26 protein-coding genes and 1 pseudogene are annotated in these 20,928 nt (G+C 32.7%); 20 read left to right on the plus strand and 7 right to left on the minus strand.

Annotation, left to right across the window (positions count from 1 at the left end; translation table 11 throughout):
- The first annotated feature begins 64 nt into the window (after positions 1 to 64).
- The 8 genes and pseudogenes from ACQKNC_RS06740 (at position 65) to ACQKNC_RS06775 (ending at position 5,443) form a co-directional block, all read left to right on the plus strand.
- On the plus strand, positions 65 to 1,027 hold the full coding sequence (locus ACQKNC_RS06740; protein ID WP_427424079.1) for an alpha/beta fold hydrolase: 963 nt from the start codon (positions 65 to 67) through the stop codon (positions 1,025 to 1,027).
- A gap of 202 nt (positions 1,028 to 1,229) precedes the next feature.
- Positions 1,230 to 1,586, plus strand: coding sequence for a hypothetical protein (locus ACQKNC_RS06745; RefSeq protein WP_427424080.1), 357 nt, complete (start codon positions 1,230 to 1,232; stop codon positions 1,584 to 1,586).
- A gap of 241 nt (positions 1,587 to 1,827) precedes the next feature.
- The gene (yiaA, locus tag ACQKNC_RS06750) at positions 1,828 to 2,298 is read left to right on the plus strand and encodes an inner membrane protein YiaA (protein WP_427424081.1); all 471 of its coding nucleotides are present in this window, start codon (positions 1,828 to 1,830) and stop codon (positions 2,296 to 2,298) included.
- Positions 2,299 to 2,622: 324 nt separating this feature from the next.
- Positions 2,623 to 3,216, plus strand: a complete 594-nt coding sequence (locus tag ACQKNC_RS06755; RefSeq protein WP_427424082.1) for a TetR/AcrR family transcriptional regulator — start codon at positions 2,623 to 2,625, stop codon at positions 3,214 to 3,216.
- 37 nt (positions 3,217 to 3,253) lie between these two features.
- Entirely contained in the window at positions 3,254 to 3,484 is a 231-nt protein-coding gene (locus tag ACQKNC_RS06760; RefSeq protein ID WP_427424083.1) for a hypothetical protein, read from the plus strand.
- An 18-nt stretch (positions 3,485 to 3,502) separates the two neighbouring features.
- Positions 3,503 to 3,751 (plus strand): hypothetical protein, encoded by a 249-nt coding sequence (locus ACQKNC_RS06765; protein ID WP_427424084.1) that lies wholly within the window; start codon positions 3,503 to 3,505, stop codon positions 3,749 to 3,751.
- Positions 3,752 to 3,917: 166 nt separating this feature from the next.
- A pseudogene (locus tag ACQKNC_RS06770) lies at positions 3,918 to 4,613 on the plus strand (DUF2087 domain-containing protein).
- Positions 4,614 to 4,720: 107 nt separating this feature from the next.
- The gene (locus ACQKNC_RS06775) at positions 4,721 to 5,443 is read left to right on the plus strand and encodes an SDR family NAD(P)-dependent oxidoreductase (protein WP_427424085.1); all 723 of its coding nucleotides are present in this window, start codon (positions 4,721 to 4,723) and stop codon (positions 5,441 to 5,443) included.
- Between the two features lie 145 nt (positions 5,444 to 5,588).
- On the opposite strand, the gene ACQKNC_RS06780 is transcribed toward ACQKNC_RS06775, so the two are convergent.
- On the minus strand, positions 5,589 to 6,320 hold the full coding sequence (locus tag ACQKNC_RS06780; protein WP_427424086.1) for a MerR family transcriptional regulator: 732 nt from the start codon (positions 6,318 to 6,320) through the stop codon (positions 5,589 to 5,591).
- A gap of 574 nt (positions 6,321 to 6,894) precedes the next feature.
- Between ACQKNC_RS06780 and ACQKNC_RS06785 the strand changes: the two genes are divergently transcribed.
- Positions 6,895 to 7,989 (plus strand): DUF418 domain-containing protein, encoded by a 1,095-nt coding sequence (locus tag ACQKNC_RS06785; protein ID WP_427424087.1) that lies wholly within the window; start codon positions 6,895 to 6,897, stop codon positions 7,987 to 7,989.
- 325 nt (positions 7,990 to 8,314) lie between these two features.
- On the opposite strand, the gene ACQKNC_RS06790 is transcribed toward ACQKNC_RS06785, so the two are convergent.
- The 3 genes from ACQKNC_RS06790 to ACQKNC_RS06800 form a co-directional block, all read right to left on the minus strand.
- Positions 8,315 to 8,461, minus strand: coding sequence for a GrpB family protein (locus ACQKNC_RS06790; RefSeq protein WP_427424088.1), 147 nt, complete (start codon positions 8,459 to 8,461; stop codon positions 8,315 to 8,317).
- Complete coding sequence (locus tag ACQKNC_RS06795) at positions 8,412 to 8,738, minus strand: GrpB family protein (RefSeq protein ID WP_427424089.1); 327 nt, start codon at positions 8,736 to 8,738, stop codon at positions 8,412 to 8,414. Before ACQKNC_RS06795 ends, ACQKNC_RS06790 begins: the two co-directional genes overlap by 50 nt.
- Positions 8,739 to 8,952: 214 nt before the next feature.
- Positions 8,953 to 9,168 carry a hypothetical protein gene (locus ACQKNC_RS06800; protein ID WP_427424090.1) on the minus strand — a complete coding sequence of 72 codons (216 nt, stop codon included), beginning with the start codon at positions 9,166 to 9,168 and terminating at the stop codon, positions 8,953 to 8,955.
- A 206-nt stretch (positions 9,169 to 9,374) separates the two neighbouring features.
- Here ACQKNC_RS06800 and ACQKNC_RS06805 point away from each other — a divergent pair, with 206 nt between their 5' ends.
- The gene (locus tag ACQKNC_RS06805) at positions 9,375 to 9,827 is read left to right on the plus strand and encodes an N-acetyltransferase family protein (protein ID WP_427424091.1); all 453 of its coding nucleotides are present in this window, start codon (positions 9,375 to 9,377) and stop codon (positions 9,825 to 9,827) included.
- 180 nt (positions 9,828 to 10,007) lie between these two features.
- Here ACQKNC_RS06805 and ACQKNC_RS06810 read toward each other — a convergent pair whose 3' ends face one another.
- Positions 10,008 to 11,210: a macrolide family glycosyltransferase gene (locus ACQKNC_RS06810; RefSeq protein ID WP_427424092.1), complete on the minus strand. Its 1,203-nt coding sequence runs from the start codon at positions 11,208 to 11,210 to the stop codon at positions 10,008 to 10,010.
- A gap of 271 nt (positions 11,211 to 11,481) precedes the next feature.
- Here ACQKNC_RS06810 and ACQKNC_RS06815 point away from each other — a divergent pair, with 271 nt between their 5' ends.
- The 10 genes from ACQKNC_RS06815 to ACQKNC_RS06860 all read left to right on the plus strand — a co-directional run bounded on the left by ACQKNC_RS06815 (position 11,482) and on the right by ACQKNC_RS06860 (position 19,664).
- A complete protein-coding gene (locus ACQKNC_RS06815; protein WP_427424093.1) occupies positions 11,482 to 12,357 on the plus strand; it encodes a helix-turn-helix transcriptional regulator in 876 nt (291 codons plus the stop codon).
- A gap of 182 nt (positions 12,358 to 12,539) precedes the next feature.
- Positions 12,540 to 13,334, plus strand: coding sequence for a MerR family transcriptional regulator (locus ACQKNC_RS06820; RefSeq protein ID WP_427424094.1), 795 nt, complete (start codon positions 12,540 to 12,542; stop codon positions 13,332 to 13,334).
- A gap of 171 nt (positions 13,335 to 13,505) precedes the next feature.
- On the plus strand, positions 13,506 to 14,339 hold the full coding sequence (locus ACQKNC_RS06825; RefSeq protein WP_427424095.1) for a CPBP family intramembrane glutamic endopeptidase: 834 nt from the start codon (positions 13,506 to 13,508) through the stop codon (positions 14,337 to 14,339).
- Between the two features lie 525 nt (positions 14,340 to 14,864).
- Positions 14,865 to 15,098 (plus strand): DinB family protein, encoded by a 234-nt coding sequence (locus tag ACQKNC_RS06830; RefSeq protein ID WP_427424096.1) that lies wholly within the window; start codon positions 14,865 to 14,867, stop codon positions 15,096 to 15,098.
- 114 nt (positions 15,099 to 15,212) lie between these two features.
- A complete protein-coding gene (locus ACQKNC_RS06835) occupies positions 15,213 to 15,599 on the plus strand; it encodes an Rrf2 family transcriptional regulator (protein ID WP_049665926.1) in 387 nt (128 codons plus the stop codon).
- A 235-nt stretch (positions 15,600 to 15,834) separates the two neighbouring features.
- A complete protein-coding gene (locus ACQKNC_RS06840) occupies positions 15,835 to 16,731 on the plus strand; it encodes an NAD(P)/FAD-dependent oxidoreductase (protein ID WP_427424097.1) in 897 nt (298 codons plus the stop codon).
- 131 nt (positions 16,732 to 16,862) lie between these two features.
- Positions 16,863 to 17,177: a thioredoxin family protein gene (locus ACQKNC_RS06845; RefSeq protein WP_427424098.1), complete on the plus strand. Its 315-nt coding sequence runs from the start codon at positions 16,863 to 16,865 to the stop codon at positions 17,175 to 17,177.
- Between the two features lie 282 nt (positions 17,178 to 17,459).
- Positions 17,460 to 17,669, plus strand: coding sequence for a hypothetical protein (locus tag ACQKNC_RS06850; RefSeq protein ID WP_285399041.1), 210 nt, complete (start codon positions 17,460 to 17,462; stop codon positions 17,667 to 17,669).
- A 97-nt stretch (positions 17,670 to 17,766) separates the two neighbouring features.
- Positions 17,767 to 18,144 (plus strand): SET domain-containing protein, encoded by a 378-nt coding sequence (locus ACQKNC_RS06855; protein ID WP_427424099.1) that lies wholly within the window; start codon positions 17,767 to 17,769, stop codon positions 18,142 to 18,144.
- A 1,160-nt stretch (positions 18,145 to 19,304) separates the two neighbouring features.
- A complete protein-coding gene (locus ACQKNC_RS06860) occupies positions 19,305 to 19,664 on the plus strand; it encodes a hypothetical protein (protein ID WP_427424100.1) in 360 nt (119 codons plus the stop codon).
- A gap of 187 nt (positions 19,665 to 19,851) precedes the next feature.
- Here the strand turns inward: ACQKNC_RS06860 and ACQKNC_RS06865 are convergent, their stop codons facing one another.
- Positions 19,852 to 20,160, minus strand: coding sequence for a hypothetical protein (locus ACQKNC_RS06865; RefSeq protein ID WP_427424101.1), 309 nt, complete (start codon positions 20,158 to 20,160; stop codon positions 19,852 to 19,854).
- Between the two features lie 363 nt (positions 20,161 to 20,523).
- A complete protein-coding gene (locus ACQKNC_RS06870; RefSeq protein WP_427424102.1) occupies positions 20,524 to 20,904 on the minus strand; it encodes a DUF7668 domain-containing protein in 381 nt (126 codons plus the stop codon).
- Between the last annotated feature and the right edge of the window lie 24 nt (positions 20,905 to 20,928).

Below are 20,928 nucleotides of genomic sequence, written 5' to 3' on the forward strand. Positions count from 1 at the left end.
TGGAAAGTCTTTAAAGGTATGAGTGTTGTGATTAGGGGTAGGGCAAACATGAGGGGGAGTTAAGATGTTTTCACGGAAAACAATAGGTATTCGTAGAGAAAATGCCATTGCGGAGTTAAAATCAATCTCCGTAGGCGGAGTTGAACAATGGCTTTTGATTCGAGGAGAAGATCAATCGCTACCTGTTCTACTTTTTTTACATGGTGGACCTGGAACAAGTCAGATCGGCATTATTGCTGATTATCAGAAGGAATTAGAAAAACACTTTATCGTTGTGAATTGGGACCAAAGAGGCGCGGGATTGTCCTATTCAAAAAAAATTCCACAAGAATCCATGAAGGTTGATCGATTATTAGAAGATACGTTTGAGGTTACCAACTATCTTCGAAAAGAATATCAACAGGATAAAATCTATCTGGTTGGGCATTCATGGGGGACAATTTTGGGATTATTGGCTATCCATAAACATCCTGAATGGTATCACCATTATATCGGCGTCTCCCAAGTGATAAGTGTCCAAAAAACGGAGGAATTATCGTACCAATTAGTACTGGAAAAAGCGAAGGAACAAGAGCACCAAAAAGCCATTACCCGGTTAAATGAAATGGGGAAGCCGCCTTGGAGTAACATGAAAAATGATCGAATCCACCAAAAATATTTAGAATCCTTCCGGGGAGGCATCTCCCACGACGGAAAACTTATCTATACTTTAATCAAAAAAATGCTTAAAAGTAAGGAATATTCGCTATTTGATATTTTCCGTTTTGTGAAAGGTCAATTCTTTAGTATGCATAATCTAATTGATGAAATGAGAAGAATCGATTTAAGTGAAACTATTCAATCAGTTGTGGTGCCTATTACGCTGATGATGGGAAGACATGATTTAACAACGCCACCAGAAGCGGCTCGTGAATGGTTTGATTCCCTCCAGGCAAAAAATAAAACATGGCTTTGGTTTGAAAATTCTGCTCATTCCCCATTATTTGAAGAGAATCAAAGATTTGTTGATATTATCTCGAAATTATGAAATGATAAGCAGAAGTTGGATTTGGTAATATAACCCATCATGGTAATGGAATTGGGTTGCATAGGCAGTTCTTTTTCTCTCATGAAAGAACGTAACTTGTCTGTTATTTAGCGCTAGTTTAGTGCTACATAGACGGCTAACGGGTAACCGGTTTCTAGCATCGACTGAAACACATATTCATATAAAAGGAGAAAACGACAAGTTGAAACTGATTTGTAAAGAATGTAATTTAGAAATTTCTGAACCATTATCGGAATTAAAAGACCTGAATTTGATTAATGAAAATGATGGTCAAGATTATATTCCTAGAGGCTTTTATTTAATTCAAGAGGAAACAGCTTACGAACTAGTAAAAGGTTCTATCATTATCAACATAAAGGATTTAATCAATTCAAACCGCCATTCAGATGGAAGTAGATTAAATGGATGTTGTGGTCTTGACGGCTGCGATGGAATGAACAGGGTTTGCTTGAATGACCACGAAATTGGTACAGAATACTCTGATTGTTGGAGGTATCATAGAGTTGTATTAAATCCAGAGTTAGTACAACTTATTTAAGATTTACACTCATACCTCATGCTGAACTAAGCATAAAGCCGATTCCGGATGCAATAATCTCGAATCGCGGAAACTTTAATTTTGTGAAGTCTTACTGCTAATGAGCATATACTTTAATAACGAAGATCGTTTTTTATTGTTCAATTTAATGGCAGATACGTTTTGCAGGAATATGGGTGCACACTACAATGTCTCTGGTGCTCCATTTTTATTAGATTAAAATATGGAGGCGAAAAATTGTATGTCCAATGATGATGAAGTTTTATTAGATAAAGAAAAACGAAATGATTTAAAAGTGAAAGAGGAGAGGAAAGAAGGAGAACCGACTCCAGCCTTCAAAGGGGCTTCGTGGGCAGCGCTATTAGTAGGAGTTGCGTCTTATCTTATAGGTTTGTTTAACGCAACTATGCAATTGAACGAAAAGGGATATTACTTTGCAGTTTTAGTGTTCGGACTCTATTCAGCGATATCTTTACAAAAAGCAGTTAGAGATAAGGATGAGGGAATACCAGTTACTAATATTTATTATGGTATTAGCTGGTTTGCACTTATTGTATCTATTGCATTAATGGCCATCGGTTTATACAATGCAGGAAGCATTGTTTTTAGCGAAAAAGGATTTTATGGTATGGCGTTTGTTCTTAGTTTATTTTCAGCAATAACGATTCAAAAAAATATAAGAGATACACAGAGGGCAAGAGAAAAAGATTGAGTTATGAAGCATACTGCAAGGGACTTCCTTTGCTCGTTAAGGGTTTAATAACGACTAAAAGATATAATTTTTAAATCAAGCTGCCAAAGTCAAAGGCAGTTTTTCTTATTGAAGAGCAAGATTGAATAGATTTTTTGAAATTAAAGAAAAGCCGACGTTTTTTTAAAACGTTGGCTTTTTATTGTACAGTGAACTCAAAGATTAGAGTGAATTTTTAAATGGTTTCTATTTAATATCTTGTTAAAAATTGGTGTTAGTGATATATTGTGAATATAACATATGAATATTCATATAAAATATTCATAAAAGAGGGGGTGCTTATCTATGGCAAGAGGAAAGAAAGTTTTTTCAGAAGAAGATAAAATTCTAATTAAAAGTAAATTGAAAGATGAGTGTATGGCATTTTGGATTTCTCCGGGATATAAAGAAACAAGCATTGGCGCATTGTGTAAGAAAGCAGAAATATCTACAGGTACTTTTTATAATTTATATTCAAGTAAGGAAGAACTTTTTTTTGAAGTTCTGTATGACATTCAAGAGACGATTTATGAAAATTTCATTGAGCGAATTGAACAATGCCCTGAAAAGTCCGGCTTTGAAACAGCCATAATCCAGCTTTACTATGAATACGAAAGCAAACCATTTCTTTATGACGTGAAAACGACTGATTTCACATCGTTTTATAGTAAACTTTCTGAGGAAATGAAAGAAAAATTAATATTTGATAGTAGTGAACTTTTTCGCACAGCAATCAAACGAGCAAATCTTAAATTGAAAGTTCCTGAAAATTTAGCCTTTTCTACCTTCACCGTCCTTCTTTCAAGCATTGCAAGTAAAGAAGGAATTTCAAAGAACTGTGATCATTTTGCCACATTTCAATTTATGACTAAGCAATTGGTAGCAAGCATCTTTGAGTAGAGTCTCTATTTCAACTATAAAATAGGAGGAGATATCAATGAGTTTATTTTGGAGCATTATAGACTTTCTAAAAGAAACAGCACCCTTCTTTATCACGATTAATATCATTTTAGCCATCTTCCTACTAATCTTCGGATTAGTTTTAATATCCAAAAAGAATAGAGGACAGAAGTCGAAAATGATTGGCGGAATGGTTTGTTTATCATTTTCAATGTTGGCTTTTTTGGGTGCTTTGTCCAATGCATTTTTTTCTTTTTTCGTATTCTAAAAATAGGAGGATAAAAAGATGTTAGACAAACTACAAAATATCATGGATGCGGCATGTAAATGGGGAAATAAAAATCTGGGAACCTCTATCCAGTTCCCTAAACCAACAAAAAAATCCATGGTATCCAGTGCTTTTTCAAGTGGAATTATAGGTAGTGTAATGACGATCTATGGACTTTTTTTTAAGAATATTTGGATTTTGTTATTTGGTGGACTTGGCATAATAAGCAGTGTTTTCATATATCGGCAAAGTGAAAAAAACGATTAGATAAGTAACAATAAACTTATATTGCGAAACGTTGTGAGGAATCTGTTTTGATAGATTATTGTCAAAATGGATTCTTCTTTTTTTAGATAAACAAATGCTATCGCTGTTTATAAATAAACTTATTATATATTGTTTATTAAGTGATGAACAAAGAGAGGTTTTGTTTATGAGCTTAAATGATTTGACTATAGAGGAATTATCGAGTGGATATGTAGACGTATATGAGACAAATGAGTGTATATTTTGTAAAAAAATATTTGATGCCGAAGAAGTATTCAAAATAGATGATCGTTTTTTTACGGCTAAAAAGGCTATATAACTCCATATCGAGAATGAACATATCACTGTATTTGAAGCGTTACTTCAATTAAATAAGAAGGATACAGGGCTATCAGATATCCAAACCGAATTGCTTAAGCTATTTGCAACAGGGGCGCATTTCAACAATTCGACAGCATCGATTTAAATTGAAAGAAAAAGAAAAACAAGCAAAAGTTTTTCTGGCAATTATGCAAGCTTTAGAAACAACAAAAGTATACAAACCTATTCAAAAGGGGGCGACGCAGGTGGATGAACGTTATGCGATTACAGTAGACGAGAAAGAAAAAGTGCTAGCGACGTATTTTAAAGATGGTTTAGATGGTCCTATTGAAAGTTTTCCAAGTAAGGAAAAACGAAAAATAATTATACTGCAACATATTGTCACGAAGTTTGCGGTAGGGCATAAATATACCGAAAAAGAAATCAATGAAATTTTAAAGCCTATTTTTAGCGATAACGTATCATTAAGAAGATACTTAATTGAATATGGCTTCTAGATCGAAGTGACGATTGTACAACGTATTGGGTGAAAGAGGTTTAAAATATAAATAAGTTTTATTACCCAAATATTCCTAGAAATCACTTTAGTTGTTACTAATTTTTATATTAAATATACTTATGTTGTAGTTACATAGAAAGGGTGATTGGATGGGTAAGAACTTTATTATATTTGGAGCAAGCCAAGGATTAGGTGATGCATTTGTAAAGGGTTTACCAACTGAAGGGGATACAGTATGGGTGGTGTCACGTACACGACCAAGTAGTATAGATATAAATGATGGCGTAAATCGTAAATGGCTGGCTATTGATTTATCTAGTCAACAACATATTCCTGCTTTAAAAGAAGCTTTAAATGGCGTTGCTATTGATGTATTAATTTACAATGTTGGAGTATGGGAAAAGTGCGGTTTTGAAGATGACTATACGTTTGATAAAGATGAAGTTGGGGATATTGCAAACTTAATTAATATTAATTTAACTTCCACAATTACATATATTCAGGCGCTTTTATCTAATTTAAGACAGGCGGAAAATGGAAAAATAGTTTTAATAGGATCGACAGCAGGTTTAGATCATACGAATAATGCTCAAGTTTCATTTGTTACATCTAAGTTTGGCTTACGAGGCATTACAAATGCTTTGCGAGAGCATGTGAGAAAAGATAAGATCACTGTAACGTGTATTAATCCAGGAGAACTTGCTGCTGAAGTACCTTTTGAAGAAGGGGCTGAAAAGGCAATTAAATTGTATGAAGGTACACGTATTCCTGTACAAGATATTGTAGCCCTAGTCCAATGTGTTATTAATCTATCACCAGTTTCATGCGTGAAGGAAATAAATATTCCTGCCATTACAGACATGAATGTATAATTCAGTATAAAAAACAGCTCACATTTTGAACACTTTTGTTCAAAAATGTGAGCTGCTTAAAATTATTTCAAAGTAATATAATACAATTTAAAAAGTTGTAGCACGAAGTTCTTCTGTTCTGATCGATTCTTGAATAATATGAACTTTAATTTTTATCACTTTTTTCGGGAAATAGAATTTCTAACTCAAGAATATTACTATTAGTAAAAATGCCGCTTGAGAGCTCCATTACATAGATAGGGGCTTTTTTCTTGTCGATAATGGATAATATTTGCTCCTCAAATTCATCATCATTTTCACCAATAATAAATATAGAACTATATTTACCTTCATTCATGATGAAATCAGCTTTATGTTCTGTTTTTATACACATATGATATTCATCTTCTTCAAAAACATAAATAATATCATTATAAAAAAATTGCGTTGATAATTGTAATTTTAAAAAATCTTTGGCTGATAAGGTTTCATTAGTTTTTAAAGTGATTATTTTTTCTAAATGATTTTTAGTTAAGTATTTTGTTGAACTTACTTTTTTGTTTGTAATATTTACATAATGGTTATCAATTGTCTTTTTAATTTTTTGTAGTTTGTTTATTTCGTCTGAAAGTTCTTTTGATTTTTCGCTTAATAAACTCAAATAATCATTTTTTTTATATGTCGTTACAACATCTTTAATTTGTGCGATTGAAAGATTTAAGTCTCTCAACATTAAAATTTGAGCAAGCTGATAAATTTCCTTAAGAGAATATTTTCGATATCTATTATTATCCGTGTAGGATGGAAATAAGAGCCCTTTTTCTTCGTAATATCGTATTTGATGATGACTAATATTAAATATTTTAGCCAATTGATTTATTGTAATTGTTTCATCCATAATATCCCTCTTCTCTAGCATAAATATAAACTCTAGGGCTAGCCTAATGTCAAACAATAAACCTATGATAAAACTTTAAACAGTTATCACTGATAATGAAAGAATGGTTATAAGAAGTTGTAAGTATAAATTCCATGTGATAAAGATAATGGATTTGGGCCATGTGGGTTTTAGCATCATTCTATAATTGGGCAAATGAATTGAGAGGTGGACACAAACAAAAGTTGGTTTGACATTAGGTCAACCCTATAGTTTATAGTTAGGATGTATTAAGCAGGGCGCCCCAAAAATGCATAGGTTTCTGATAAATAATGGTTTTAATGGTTTCCTTAATATTTAGGTAGATATAAAAAGTCTGTAATATCTATAAAAGAATGTCCCCATATCAATAGAATACCATTAACAACTAGCAAATGTTTTTTGTTACGAAAGTGAAACGGCAGGTATGGATGTTTTTTGTTACGAAAGTGTAACGACAGTTACAGAAGCCTCCCACCTCTATAACTGATGAGATGAATGCAGATATAAGAATATTAAAAGAAGTCATTAATCGTGTACTTAAGGAGGAACATTTATGATCAAACAGGTACAATCTAAGCGTATTGAAGGGTTAGATTTTGCCAGAGCCTTAGCTATGTTTGGAATGCTGTTAGTAAACTTTAAAATTATTATGGGAGCGGTAGGAAATGGGCCAGAGTGGCTTATATGGTTTACAGGTCTTTTTGAAGGAAGAGCATCTGCCACTTTTGTTACGCTGGCAGGTATCGGAGTTGCTTTGATGACAAGAAAAGCTAGAAATGGCGGTAACCTTTCTATTATTAAAGGAAATAAGGTGAAATTATGGAAACGTTCCGCTTTTCTTTTTGTTCTAGGTTTATGTTTATATGTAGCAGATTGGACTGGGGATATTCTCCATTATTATGGAGCTTATATGCTGATTGCATCATTTCTTATCGTAGCTTCTACAAAGTTCATGATTATCATATCTAGTCTTTTTTTAATAACATCGCAAATCTTACAAGTGACAATGAATTATTTGAAAGGATGGCATCCTGAGCAGCCGTTTATGGAATATCTTGATTTTTGGACAATAGAAGGTTTTATTAGAAATCTGTTGTTTAATGGGTATCATCCAGTATTCCCTTGGATATGTTTCTTTTTGCTTGGAATGATCCTTGGCAGACTTAATTTATCGAAGAAAGTTGTAAGAAACAAGATGTTGTATATTTCTTTATTTTTACTCATAACGATAGAGGTATTTTCAAAAATATTGATGCGACTATCTCTGTTGGTATTAGATAGTAACAATGCCGAATTTTTGTTTCAAACTGGACCAATTCCACCAAACATATTTTATATGTTATCAAATTCCGTCTCAGCGATAATTGTCATCGTTGCTTCTATTAATATTGTAGAAAATTTTCCTAGTCATTGGTTGACCAAATCACTTATTCAAACGGGGCAGTTAACATTAACTCACTATGTAAGTCATGTATTTATCGGTGTTGGCATATTGGCTTTATTAAATAGAATAGAAAACCAAACGTTAGCATTTTCATTATTATTTTCAATATTGTTTTTTGTAGCGAGTATTTTATTTTCCGTTTTATGGTGCAGAAAATATAAAAGGGGACCCATTGAATGGGCTATGAGAAAAATAACAAATTAACATTTAAGTAAAAGAAATAGTTTTACTACAAATGAGGATAGTATAAAAGAAGTAGGTTTTAATAATCATTATTCATAGCCTCCTAAATATTTTTAATTTTTATTTAGGAGGCTATTTTCACTGCTTTGTTCATTTATTACACCCTCGTATATGATATTGTCTGATAAAATTTTTTTGTTACTCAACATTTTATATCCTTATAATATAGTAAAGAGGGCTTTCAAGGATATTAACGGACAGACCAATGCCATTTAATTGCATCTTTTTCAACACTTTTGACAAAATCGTCTTTCCCGTTACATTAGCTATCAATATCATTTGGATATTACTTGTCAAGTTGGCTCTTTATTTCTCCATACTGCCTGCAAACCTCGGGATGCTCTCGAAGGTAATCTCTAAATGCTATATGTCTTTCTATTTCTTCAATTGTTATATTGAAAAGCGTGAATTTGGTGTGTACGATGATCGCCACCTTTACGGAAATATCTTCTTCCAGTTATCCAGAATTCGCCCTTAACTTCGTATCCAATCTCTTGAAATTGCTTAGAAAATGAATCCAATTTATGGATATCGTTGACTACTAGTAAAATATCAATAATTGGTTTTGCTTTTAGGCCTGGAACTGATGTGCTTCCAATATGAAAACAATTCACCGATTCTTCTTGAAGGATAGCTTTAATAGAACGTTCCTCTTTCTGGTAGTCGTTGTTCCAATTGTGGTTATGATCTACAACTTTTATAATCCTCATTCAATACACCCCATTCATTGTTTTCATGTTACTTGACAAATTTTACGCAATGTTACAAATTACAAAAAGACTAATGCACTGTCAATGATGTTCTTTGAAAAACAAGAACATTTTAATTTTCTCTACTAAGCATTTTTCGCGGTGTTAAAATGAGCGATGAAGAGCTTGATAGCAACTCTTCATCGCTCTAAAGGGGTGGGGAGGTAAGCAACCCTCAATCTTTAATTTGCGTTGCATTAATTAATGCTAAATATTGAGAATCCCCTAAACCGTACTGAGGGAAGAGATGTAGTAGGTTTTGTACGATTTCATTCTGAGATTGATTTTGATGTGTTTGAATATATTTTATAATATCGTTGTCGTTGTTCAATAGTTCTAAATACAATTTGATTCCTTGATACATAAACGGCATTAATTCTACATGTGGCATACGGTGGTCTACTAACACTGCTTTATATATTTCATAATAGCTGCCTAATAAAAGATTGTTGTTATTCAACTAACGGTGCAGGTTGATGAAAGAAGTCGGCAAAAATGTTTAATAAATGCTAAAATACCTGCAACAGGTAGTATTCATCGAATTTTATCAGGAAAACAATATATAAAGCAGTAAACAAAACTTGAGGAGGTATTGTAGTGAACCAACACAAAATGATAATTACTCAGTATAATCCCAAATACGCTGATCAAACAGTGGAAATGTGGCGAGATAGTAAGGAACAGGCTATTGGTCAGAAAGAAATTCATAGCTTTGAAAGTCACGTTTATTTTTTAAATCATATATTATCTGAACAGTTTCAAATAGATTTAGCGTTAATTGATAAAAAAGTAGTTGGAATGATTGCCTATAATGAAAGGGAAATAAGCCAACTATATATTCATATAGATTATCAAGGAATAGGTATAGGTCATACATTACTAGAAAAAGTAAAAGCACAATCAAATGGGAGATTAACATTATCCACATTTGAAGTAAATGAAAATGCACAACGATTTTATGAAAAACAAGGATTTGAAATCATAGGTAGAGGACACGAAAATGAAGAAAATTTAGCTGATATTCAATATGAATGGATATCCAATAAATGATTATCAGGTGCTTTTGTGGTAAAAAAGTTAGAATTCTTCTTCAACTAACGGAGTACTTTAGTTAAACTTTGATTCGCGAAATATCAAACCAAAAAGGGAGAATTTATTCTACACGTTTGTAGATTAAATCTGCCTTTTAGTATGTTAATTGTCTTTTTAACCTGCGATTTTAATGGCAGCTTAAAGATCGAATTGACTTTTAAACTTGTATATCTCATCGACAGCTTTGTGATACCCACCTGATTTTTGAAAGGATTCTATAATATTTGCAACAGTTTTATGGATGGAAGGGTTGTTTAACATCTGATCGGTAGCTTCTTTTAATTGAGTTGCCGTCAAACTTTCCATTTGTAATTGAATTCCTGCTCCGATGTTGGTAACTTGTTCAGCAATTATTGGCTGATCCGCACTTAGTGGGATAACGATTAGTGGAACTCCGTTATAGAGAGCTTCATTCGTACTGTTCATGCCACCATGTGTGATAAATAATTTTGTATATTTTAGTAATTCAGTTTGTGGAACATAGTTTTTCACAATGAAGTTTTCAGGAATCTCTCCCAAATCATCAAGTTGAGTTTGTCCTCCAATAGACATGACAACAGTATGCTCAGTATTCTCGAATGCTTTAAAACACAACTTATAGAAGTCAATAGCCCGATTTAAAACAGTACCGAGTGAAATGTAAATGGGGCTTTTTCCTTTAATTGCAGTAAGGTCGAAGTCTTCTTGCGTTAATCGTGAAGAGATGGATGGACCTACAAATTTATAGGATTGGTCAAATGCTTCTCCGAAAGGCTGAAATTCCCTCGTTGTATAAACTATTGTCAGTGGTGCCGGGTTACAGAACACTTCATAAGGTGAACTGATTTCAACACCATATTTTTCTTTGATTTTTGTTGTCAAGTTTAGAAAATCATCATTGATCCTTGTTAAAACTTCAGTTGGGACATTTTGTGAAAGGCGGTCTAATGTTTTATCAAATGATTGTTGAGTCTCAGCAAAAGATGTACATGAACTGATTGCAGGAAGCTTAAGGATTTTGGCAAGTAAATGGCCACACCCAAACATAGAATCGTGGATGATGTAATCAAAATGCTCTCCTTCAATCTGTTCAAGAACACTAGGTATGACAATATCTGCAGTAAGTAAAAGTCCGTTGACTCTTTCAAGTAAATGATTTCTTCCACCGGAGATAAAGGCTTTTATAAATTTTTGACCGTCAAATGTGCGCACAGTAGCTCCTGTTTTTTCAATACGATCTCGAAAAGCTTCTATCGTAAAGTACACAACCTCTTCTCCACGTGAAATTAGTTCTTGCACAACTCCGATCGTTGGATTGATATGTCCTTCTGATCCAGCATTAATAAATAAAACACGTGCCAATTCTACCACTCCTTAGGTAAAGATATTTTCAAGATTATGTAGAGTAATGGATACTGTCACATATCCTTGCTTGAATATGTTAAAGCACAGTGAGATCTTTTAGCAAGTTTAAACATATAGACAATTGAAATTTCTAGACGCAATTATGCTGTGGAATAATTGATTTAGAGATGCTTTGTTAAAGCATTTCTGATTTGGCAATCGCAAAAAAAGTCAAAAAACATTAATTTTTATTCGATATGATTATAAGTGAAGGAGAGGTGAAATAACGTTGAAATATGAATGGGTAATTCAAAAAACAATAGAGTGGATTGAATCTCATTTACATGAGCAAATTTCTGCAAATGACATTGATGAAGTTTCAGGTTTTTCAAAATACCATTTTCACAGAGTTTTTCAAACCTCTGTCGGAATGTCTGTCTCAGAGTATATTCGAATGAGGCGACTTGCAAATGCTGCAAGTATACTTCTAAATACTGATGAAAGAATTATTGATATTGCATTTTATTATCAGTTTGAGTCGCAAGAATCTTTTACACGTGCATTCAAAAAACTATATGGTATGCCTCCAGGGCAATACAGAAAAGTAATGGGAACTATGAGAAAAAACAAGGAGGAATCAAAAATGGAAGAGAAAATTAAGGGCTGGTTCATTAGTGGGAGTCATCCATATAATTATGAGATAGGAATAGATAAGAAAAATGTACATCAAGGAAAGACATCGGGATATTTAAAATCAAAAACGGTTCAAGCACCAGATGAATTTGCAACAATGATGCAACAATTTAAGGCAAATGAATTTAGAAATAAAAGAGTTAAACTCTCGGGGTTTGTAAAAACTGAAAATGTAAAACAATTCTCGGGACTATGGATGCGAGTAGATAGTGCATCGGAAGATAGCTTGCAATTTGATAATATGAGTGATAGACCAATCAGTGGTACAAATAGTTGGAATCGATATTCTATAGTTCTTGATGTTCCAGAAAACAGTGCCATAATATCATTCGGTATTTTACTGACAGGAAAAGGGGAAGTTTGGCTGGATGGACTTAGTTTTGAAGTAGTTGATAACGATACCCCTACAACACATATTGGTTTTGATAACCATCTATTAGAGGAACCGACAAATCTATCATTTGAAGAATAAATCTAAGCATACATTTACTTTACTCTAAATATACTTTGAGCTGTATCGGCAGCTCTTTTTTTATACTGATGAACTTGCTCGGAATATTCGTTGTTATAGTATTATCTGGCATTCCTTATCCAGGAGGAGGTATTATATGGTTATTGAAGTGCAGAGTTTGAGACAATGATAAGGAGACTAACATGTACACAATTGGACAAGTAGCTAATTTTTTAGGAATATCTAGAGATACCTTGAAATTTTACGAGGAAAAGGAATTAGTAAAGCCAAAGCAAAATATGGAGAATGGATATAGAAAATATAATCATTTTGATATTTACGATATAACAACAGTAAATTTCTATAGAGAAATTGATATTGAAATTAAAAAAATCCAGGAATTAAGAAAAAGTAAAAGTATTGAGGGAATACAATCATTATTAGAAGAGAAAGAACAAGAGGTTTTGCAGGAAATAGAGTATAAAAAGCTTCTTTTAAAAAAGCTTCGAATAGTAAAAGAAGATTGTGAGAAAATTAAACAATTTTTAGGACAATACATAGTTAAGGAAATGAAACCTTTAGAAATAAAGGGGGAAATAAAACATTTTACTGCCTATGATGAATATGACACTGTAAAAAAGAATGCAGACAGCTTAAAAAAAGCTGTTACTCTCACATCTTTAAGAAGAGTCATTAGCTTCAATGAAGAAGATATAATAGAAGATAAGTTTATCATTGTAAGAAAAGTAGAAGATCCTGATGAAGAAATCGAAGGTGAAATTCTATCTCATCCAAAATGTATCTATACAATTATTGAAGATGGAAGATGGTCAACTGGTGGAAAAAGTATTGATAAAAATGTGGGAGCGAGTTTAAGAAACGAAGCAATCGAAAAAGGGTATGAACTTTTGGGGCAAGTCTATATAAATCTATTACTGACCACTTATGAAGATGAGCTAGAACGTGTATTTTTAGAGATTTATGCACCTATCAAATGAAACTTATTATATTAAAGGTGATTTCGATGAATAGAAAGAACGCATTTATTTTTTCCTTCGCCGAATTTTGGAGTGGTAAAAGTATTGACCTGTGAGCAACCCCTAGGTTTAAGCTAAAGGTATTCTTAACTATTGTTTTTAAGAAAACTAAGCTCGAAGCGGGGAGTATGCTTGAATAGAGAAAAGAAACTAAAAAAACCGGTAGCAAGTTTTATTCTACTAACCAATATCATTTTTTTGCCACTTTTTTGTCTTGTTGGAGTCATAAGCATGTTAGGATTTCCTAAATGGATTTTTGATGTCATGCTTTGTATATCTGCTTGGTCCTCAACCTTTGCTTTCGCACTTTTATTTAAAAAGATCTATCCTGGGCAAAGTTTGATCCAATTTGTAAAAGATAAATTCAACAATCGACTTAAGCTTTCTGTGATTCTTACTGCGATGTTGATTCAAACCTTCATATTTTTGATGATTATGTTTCTAGTAGCGAAAAATAGTGAAGTAGACTCTATTTTTACGATTTCTTCATGGGGAATGCTGATCTATTTCTTTATTAAAAACCTTCTTGCAGGGCCATTAGGAGAAGAAATAGGGTGGAGAGGCTTTGCTCAAATTGAGCTCCAAAAGAAGCATTCACCATTAAAAGCTTCGATTATCATCGGATTTTGGTGGGGGATGTGGCATCTACCCATATGGTTTACTACAGGCCTTGTGGGCATTGATTTAATAAAATATATTCTGTTCTTTATGATTGCAATTATATCCATTAAAATCGTCATGACAGCATTTTATAATTTAAATCAAAATTTAATCGTCCCAATCATTTTCCACCAATTCTTTAATTTTTTTCTGGGCTTAATAAACGGAAAATTAATTGATTTACTCATGTATAACGCCATTTTTTACTTCATTGTAGCCGTTTTAATCATCATTATTAATCCAAAGAACGTATTGTATGGAAAGGAAGATACAAACGTTATTCATGCAAAACAATATATGGTTTAGTGTTTGTTAAGCGAGAGTAGCGGCAGTTGATCAACGAACGGGTCTTTTAAGTGGGGTTTTTGATCACAGAGCAAATGGGCAAATTAGTGGAATACGGAGGAGAAATAAGATGGAGAAAAAAATTTAGTTGTCGTTCCCGTGTCAGATTTTGAAACAGAGATAGGGCGCTGGATATGGTGTTTAGAAGATGTTCGGCGTACGCTTTTAGAAAAAATATCAGGAATAAGTCAGCAACAGATCGATGCCAAACTAAACGGTCACTCAATTGGATCGTTGTTATATCATATCGCTCTAACTTCTATCAGCGGGTGTACAAACATCCGCTGATAGAAGTTAAGCCTCCGGCGGATGTCACGGAATCGGAAAGGAGTTCTTTGTGCAAGCACAAAGCCGATTCCAGACACAATTATGCCGAGGCATAATTGATTTGAAGCAGACTGGCTCTATGAAGAGGTTCTAGGCGGTAAATGGAATACAAAGATTCGTTCCTTATTTTCTCATGAAGACCGTAATGAGGATGACACCTTGAGCCATATAGAGGGTCAAACTTTAGATGAACATTTACATCGTCTACAATGTGTCCGGGATGAACTGCTTTTCCATTTTCGTTCAATGGACATAGAGGATTGGCGTACATCTAGAAGTCTTCCTCATTACGATGTCACACCTGAGTGGGTTATTTATCATCTCCTTGAACATGAGTCACATCATAGAGGACAGATTTTTCAGATGCTTGCCATTTTTAATAGACAAAGTTAGCCGCTATCTTTCGAAGATGGTTGATTTTCACCTCAAAAGACATGAACATTGAAGTAACTAAAATTCAATGCTATTATAGATATGTAAAGTCTCTAATTGAGGTGAATAAAGATTATGAAATATTCTAAAGCTACAAATTATGCACTACATACAATGCTTTTTCTTGCAAAGGAAGCAACAAATAAACCAGTAGGTGTACAACAATTAGCTGAGATGCAAGATGTTTCTCCTACGTATTTGTCTAAGATCTTAACTAAGTTAGTAAAAGAGGGAATGATTAATTCTGTATCGGGAGCCAATGGTGGTTATACACTTAGTCGGAATTGGGAAGATATTTCATTTTTAGATATAATACATGCAATTGAAGGCAAATCGTCATTGTTTGATTGTTGTTTATATAACGATCCTAAGTGTGTAATAAAAGAAGTAATGCTATCTGCAGAGGAAACACTGGAGAATGAGTTAAGAAACAGAAAAATATCGGATCTGGTGAAAAAATAGTAGTGGATGAATAGTCCACCATTATTTTTTTGAATAATCGCGGATATAAAGAGTCTTTTAAGTCTGTAATTAAGGCTTAACTACATTTATTTATTTTTTACTGTTACTAACTTCGAGTGGTTAGAATCATTTTATTTTTAAACTTTAATTTGAGGCTAGGGTGCATGTAGCGTTATTTAGAAATGGACGATTATACAACAGGTACTCTAAACAAATTATGAAGGAGAGTTAAATGATGGAATTATTTGATTGTGCAATTATAGGTGCAGGTGGTGCTGGACTAAACGCTAGTTTGATTTTAGGAAGATCTCGTAAAAAAGTCGCGTTATTTGATAATGGAACAAATCGGAATCGTGTCACTCAGGAATCACATGGATTTCTTACGCGTGATGGTATTAAGCCAGCGGAGTTTAAAGAAATAGCTTTGAATGATGTGAAAAAATATCCGTCAGTACATTATTATCAAAATACGGTTATGAATATTACGAAGCAACCAAATGGCTTGTTTAAGATTGAGACATTAGAAGAAGTTGAGTATGTTGCTGAAAAAATTATATTGGCAACAGGTATTCAGGAAGAATTTCCATCAATTCCGGATATTCGAAAGTATTATGGGAAAAGTTTATTCTGCTGCCCAACTTGTGATGGATGGGAATTAAGAGATCACCCTCTCATTATTATTTCTGAAAATGAAGAACAAACGCTTTTTAAAGGAAAGCTTGTTTATAACTGGTCAAAGGATATAGTGATCGCCACAAATGGCTATGAACTTTCTGCTCCAACATTGAATGAACTACAAAGAAAAGATATAACGGTCATCACTGAACCCATTAAGAATCTACATGGTGAGGATGGTTATTTAAATAAAATAGTATTTAGTTCAGGTCTTGAAATAGAAAGAGTTGGAGGTTTTATAGTCCCTAACTTTGTACGTCCAAATCAATTTGCAGAGCAGCTTGGTTGTCATTTAAATGAAAATGGCAGCATTGTTGTGGATGAGGCAGGGCGTACGTCACAGGAAAATGTTTATGCAGCGGGGGAAACATCAAAATTAGGCCAATCTTCATTAATAGTTACAGCTGCTGAAGGATATAAAGCGGCGATGGCAGTTGTGTTCGATAGTACAATTTAAAAAAATTTTCATTCAATTCCGGATATTAAAGGTCTTTAATGTGTAATTAAAGGGAGAAAGCAGGGGCTAATAATAAATAAAAGCATATTATAACTTCAAGATTTTTATTTCCACAAAGGAGGAAAAGAAATATGTCGATTGTTCATGTAACAACAAAGAAAGAACTAAGTGAGCACTTAAAAACTAAAAAAATTGTGCTATTAAATTTTTGGGCTGAGTGGTGTGGCCCATGTAAAATGTTTGCGGGTGTTCTTAGTCAACTTAATGAGGAATTTAGTGGTAAGGTAAAAGTTATAAAGATAAATGTTGAAAAAAGCCCAGATATTGCAGCGGAATATAAGGTAATGGGAATTCCTCATTCTCGATTGATTATTCATAATAAATCGAAAGAACCAATTATTGGATATGTACCTTTTGAAAAACTGAAGCAAATGATTGGATTTTGATATAAGCAATTATTGTTGGAGGACCTGCAGAATAGATCTTTCTAGAGTTTTTCCGAAATTCGGGAAGATGGAGCTTGTAACATTAGAATTCCTGGCAATACAATTTTTGGGGAATAGAAACCGTTGACGCATCAGATGTTAGATAATGATATCTTGAATCTGTTTAAATATGTACCAGTTCATGTTATAATAAGTAGCTTAAGGTAATTAAGACGTTCTTTATAATTGAACGGATGCCAAGAAAGTCTCCGTATAGAGATAAAATATAGAGGTGTAAGAGAATTGAATAAAAAATGGACGATTGATAAAATTAAAGAATTTGTAGAGAATAATTCGGAAAGTAAGTTACTAACTACTGAATATCACGGTTTCTCTCAAAAGTTACTATTAAAATGTGCGTGTGGTAGCAATTTTGAAAAAACATTCACAAAATTTAAGAATAAACATCAACGTAAATGTGACGTTTGCCAACCACCAAAAGAGTCACGCTAATCAATGATAAACGAAGTGTTTAAATGAACTAGCTAATAAAAAGAGTTCAATGTTTACAGCAACAAAGAATATTTTAAAAGTGAGTAGGAGAACAAACATGATAGAGATCAAAACATCTCCAATAAGTGATGGGGAATTCAATAGAGGGGTATTTGCGACATGTGATATCAAAAAAGGAGAGCTTTTTCACGAAGCACCTGTCATTTCTTATCCAAACGAACAGCATCAATACATTGAACAAACCCTACTCGGTGATTACGCTTTTGAGTATGGGATAGGTCAATCTGCTATCCTTCTTGGCTATGGAATGTTGTTTAACCATTCTTATGAACCTAATGCAATTTATGAGATTAATTTTAAAAATCAAACATTTGACTTCTTTGCTTATACAGATATCACAGCAGGAGAGGAAATTCTAATCAATTATAATGGCGATGTTGATGACAAAGAGCTACTATGGTTTGATCAGGAATAAAAGGATTTAAAATAAATCAGGCGTTGATCCAAGAAGGATTGACGCTTTTTTTGTTGACGTTATTGAGTCTATTAACCCATCAGTTGTGTTTGCCGATATAGTGCACCGTGATTCAAAATTATTGTCCAATGAGGGGGGCTTTTTGAAAAAGGAGTTTTTCTTAAAATATGGTTTGATTACTATATATTTTCCATTGAGGGTACAAACCTTTTTATTGAACATATAAGCCATTATCCAGATGGCAAATTTAAATATCAATTTAAGCTGAAAGAGTATATCGAAGCTATTTATACAGGATTCCAAAAATATCTGCAACAACTTGAAAAGGATGGAATATTACCTTTAAAAACTCAAGAATTTGCTCATCCATTAGGTGATGATGTATTAAATGCATTTTACGATTTTTCATCACTTTTAAACCGTTAATTTAATTAAAATATATACGTTGTTCAACTCACGGGTGCATTAGACAATACTGAGGAGTCATTTTGCAGCTCATTCACATTTTGCAATATTCCACAATCGGGCGCGTTTGTGGAATAAGCATCCCTTTTCCTTTTCAAGTAACGTGGGGCGTTAATTAAAGATAATTGAGTTGCATAGGCAGCTCTTTTTTAATTGAACTAACGGTGCAGTTTAGTTGAATAATAAGGAGTAGAAGGTTATTTTAAATAGATATACAAAAGTGGGATTTTAAATTTCATCACTATATTGAATGAATATGTGAAAGATAATGTTCAGCTTTACGTATAGGAAGGAGGAGCATAGTTTTGAAATTGATAGGATTAATCATTCTAGGTGGCTTATTACTTCTTTTATTAAGTTTCATTTACATAATTATTAATGTAGTGTTGCGAAATAAAAAAGAAAAGTAATTCTGGCTATTTTAATAGATTTGAATTATTTAATGGCTTCGCAAATATTGTGTTTTAGATGTTATGTTGATTTATGTAATCAGAATTTTACTGCACAATATGAGGAAAATAATAAGTAGGGTTATCAACTACTTACTGCGAATACCAAAGAATTTGTGAAGAATCATACTTTAACTAACGGTGGCGATTGTTCAATTTGAGCAATCGCTTTTTCACTAATGGTGCAGAATAGTTTAACAATTCATGTGGATTTTTATGGTAAAATATTTAGCGAGGTGGGGGGATTTGTTCAAAGAAGAAAGAAAATTTTTAAATAGTTTATCTAAAAGAACTAAATTTGTTTCTTTAGGCGTAATCATAATTCTTTTGAGTATTTTTATTGTGGATTTTTCCTTTAAATTTTTCTTGATATGTTATTTGCTAGGAGTATTTTTAATCTTTATCAGTGATCTAATTGGTATAGAGAAGTTTAATAAAAACGCAATAGGAGAGATAACTTCAAGTTTTGGATTTGTATTGATTATGTTAGGGGTATTTGCACCCCTGGGAATTAATCCTAACTTTCATTATGGCACGATAATAGGGCCTTTTTTTATGTTAATTGGAACAACACTAAAGAGTCTAGGGAAGAAAAAATGTTCTTAAACTAACGTGTACTTTACTTGAAGACCAAAGAGCTGCTTAGACAGCTCTTTTTTCTTATTGTACTGACGGTGCAGGTTAGTTGAAAAGCAATTAGGTGATTAGAAGAATTGTCGATGATATAAAAAAGACACCGAAGTATCTTATGTATTTTCAAATTAAGCTTATGGACAACTTGGAATTTGTAGGGTTAATCATAATAGTGGAATTCAAAACCGTCTTCTGGTTCGCCAACTTCATATCCCAATAATTTTGTAGCTCTATTCTTAAATAATGTAATCCATTCATTCCATTCTTCTGATGTTAATTTAGCATAGAATTGTAATCCACTTGATTCAATACTTACTTCTATCAATTTACCATCTGAACCATACCACTGTGGACAGCTATTTACAAAGTTGTTCCAGTTAGGCATTTCTCTATATAAACGCTCCAACTTATCCCAAACTTCTAGTGGGGCAGAATAATGAATATTCAAATTAATATTGTATATTTCCATATGTTCTCCTTTTAATATTTAGATTTATAAGTGATTTTATTCGCTAATTCAACCAAAAGTCGAACTTTTTAATCTTTGATAAGCTCATACACTGAATTTGAATATCCCATATCTATTAATAACCTTGGTTGAATTTTACTGGCTTCTCCAAAATAAATTCCAATATTGATAACAAATTCAAAATATTCTTTAAGGTTTCATATGTTTTTTGAATACTGATAATTCTGCATAACCAATGATTTTCATAAAATCTAAAGTTCAATGTTTCTTTTTATATCCTAATATTTTTAAAAACTCATTAATTTTTTCAATAATTCCTTGAATTCATCATTTATATTCTTGCGATTCTTTCGAATTATTGTTTTACTGTGGGTCAACTGTGATAAAAACACTTTTTAATCCGTCATCCGTATATAAAAACTCCATTTGCAAACACATATCTGCCAATTTAGAATTTGAAGTTAAATCATAATCAACAGCAAATCCACTGTTATCACTGAATTCATAGAAGTTGATTTGTGAATATTCGTATTTTGGGTGGAAATTACATGGAGCTCCATATTCATCAAATGAATCAAATCCATTTAAGTTTAATGTTTCTTGGACATAATAGAATAACTCACAAATATCATCCACTTCAGATTCATCCACATAATTTAAAATGTTTTCATATTCTTTACTGTGCATTACTTTTAATATATTAGTAATAACAGTTAAAGCATATTGTTTATCTTCACTTTTCATATTGAACCCCCAAATTCTAATTTG

Origin of the sequence: Lysinibacillus sp. NPDC094177, assembly GCF_050279145.1 — a bacterium.
Classification (GTDB): Bacteria; Bacillota; Bacilli; order Bacillales_A; family Planococcaceae; genus Lysinibacillus.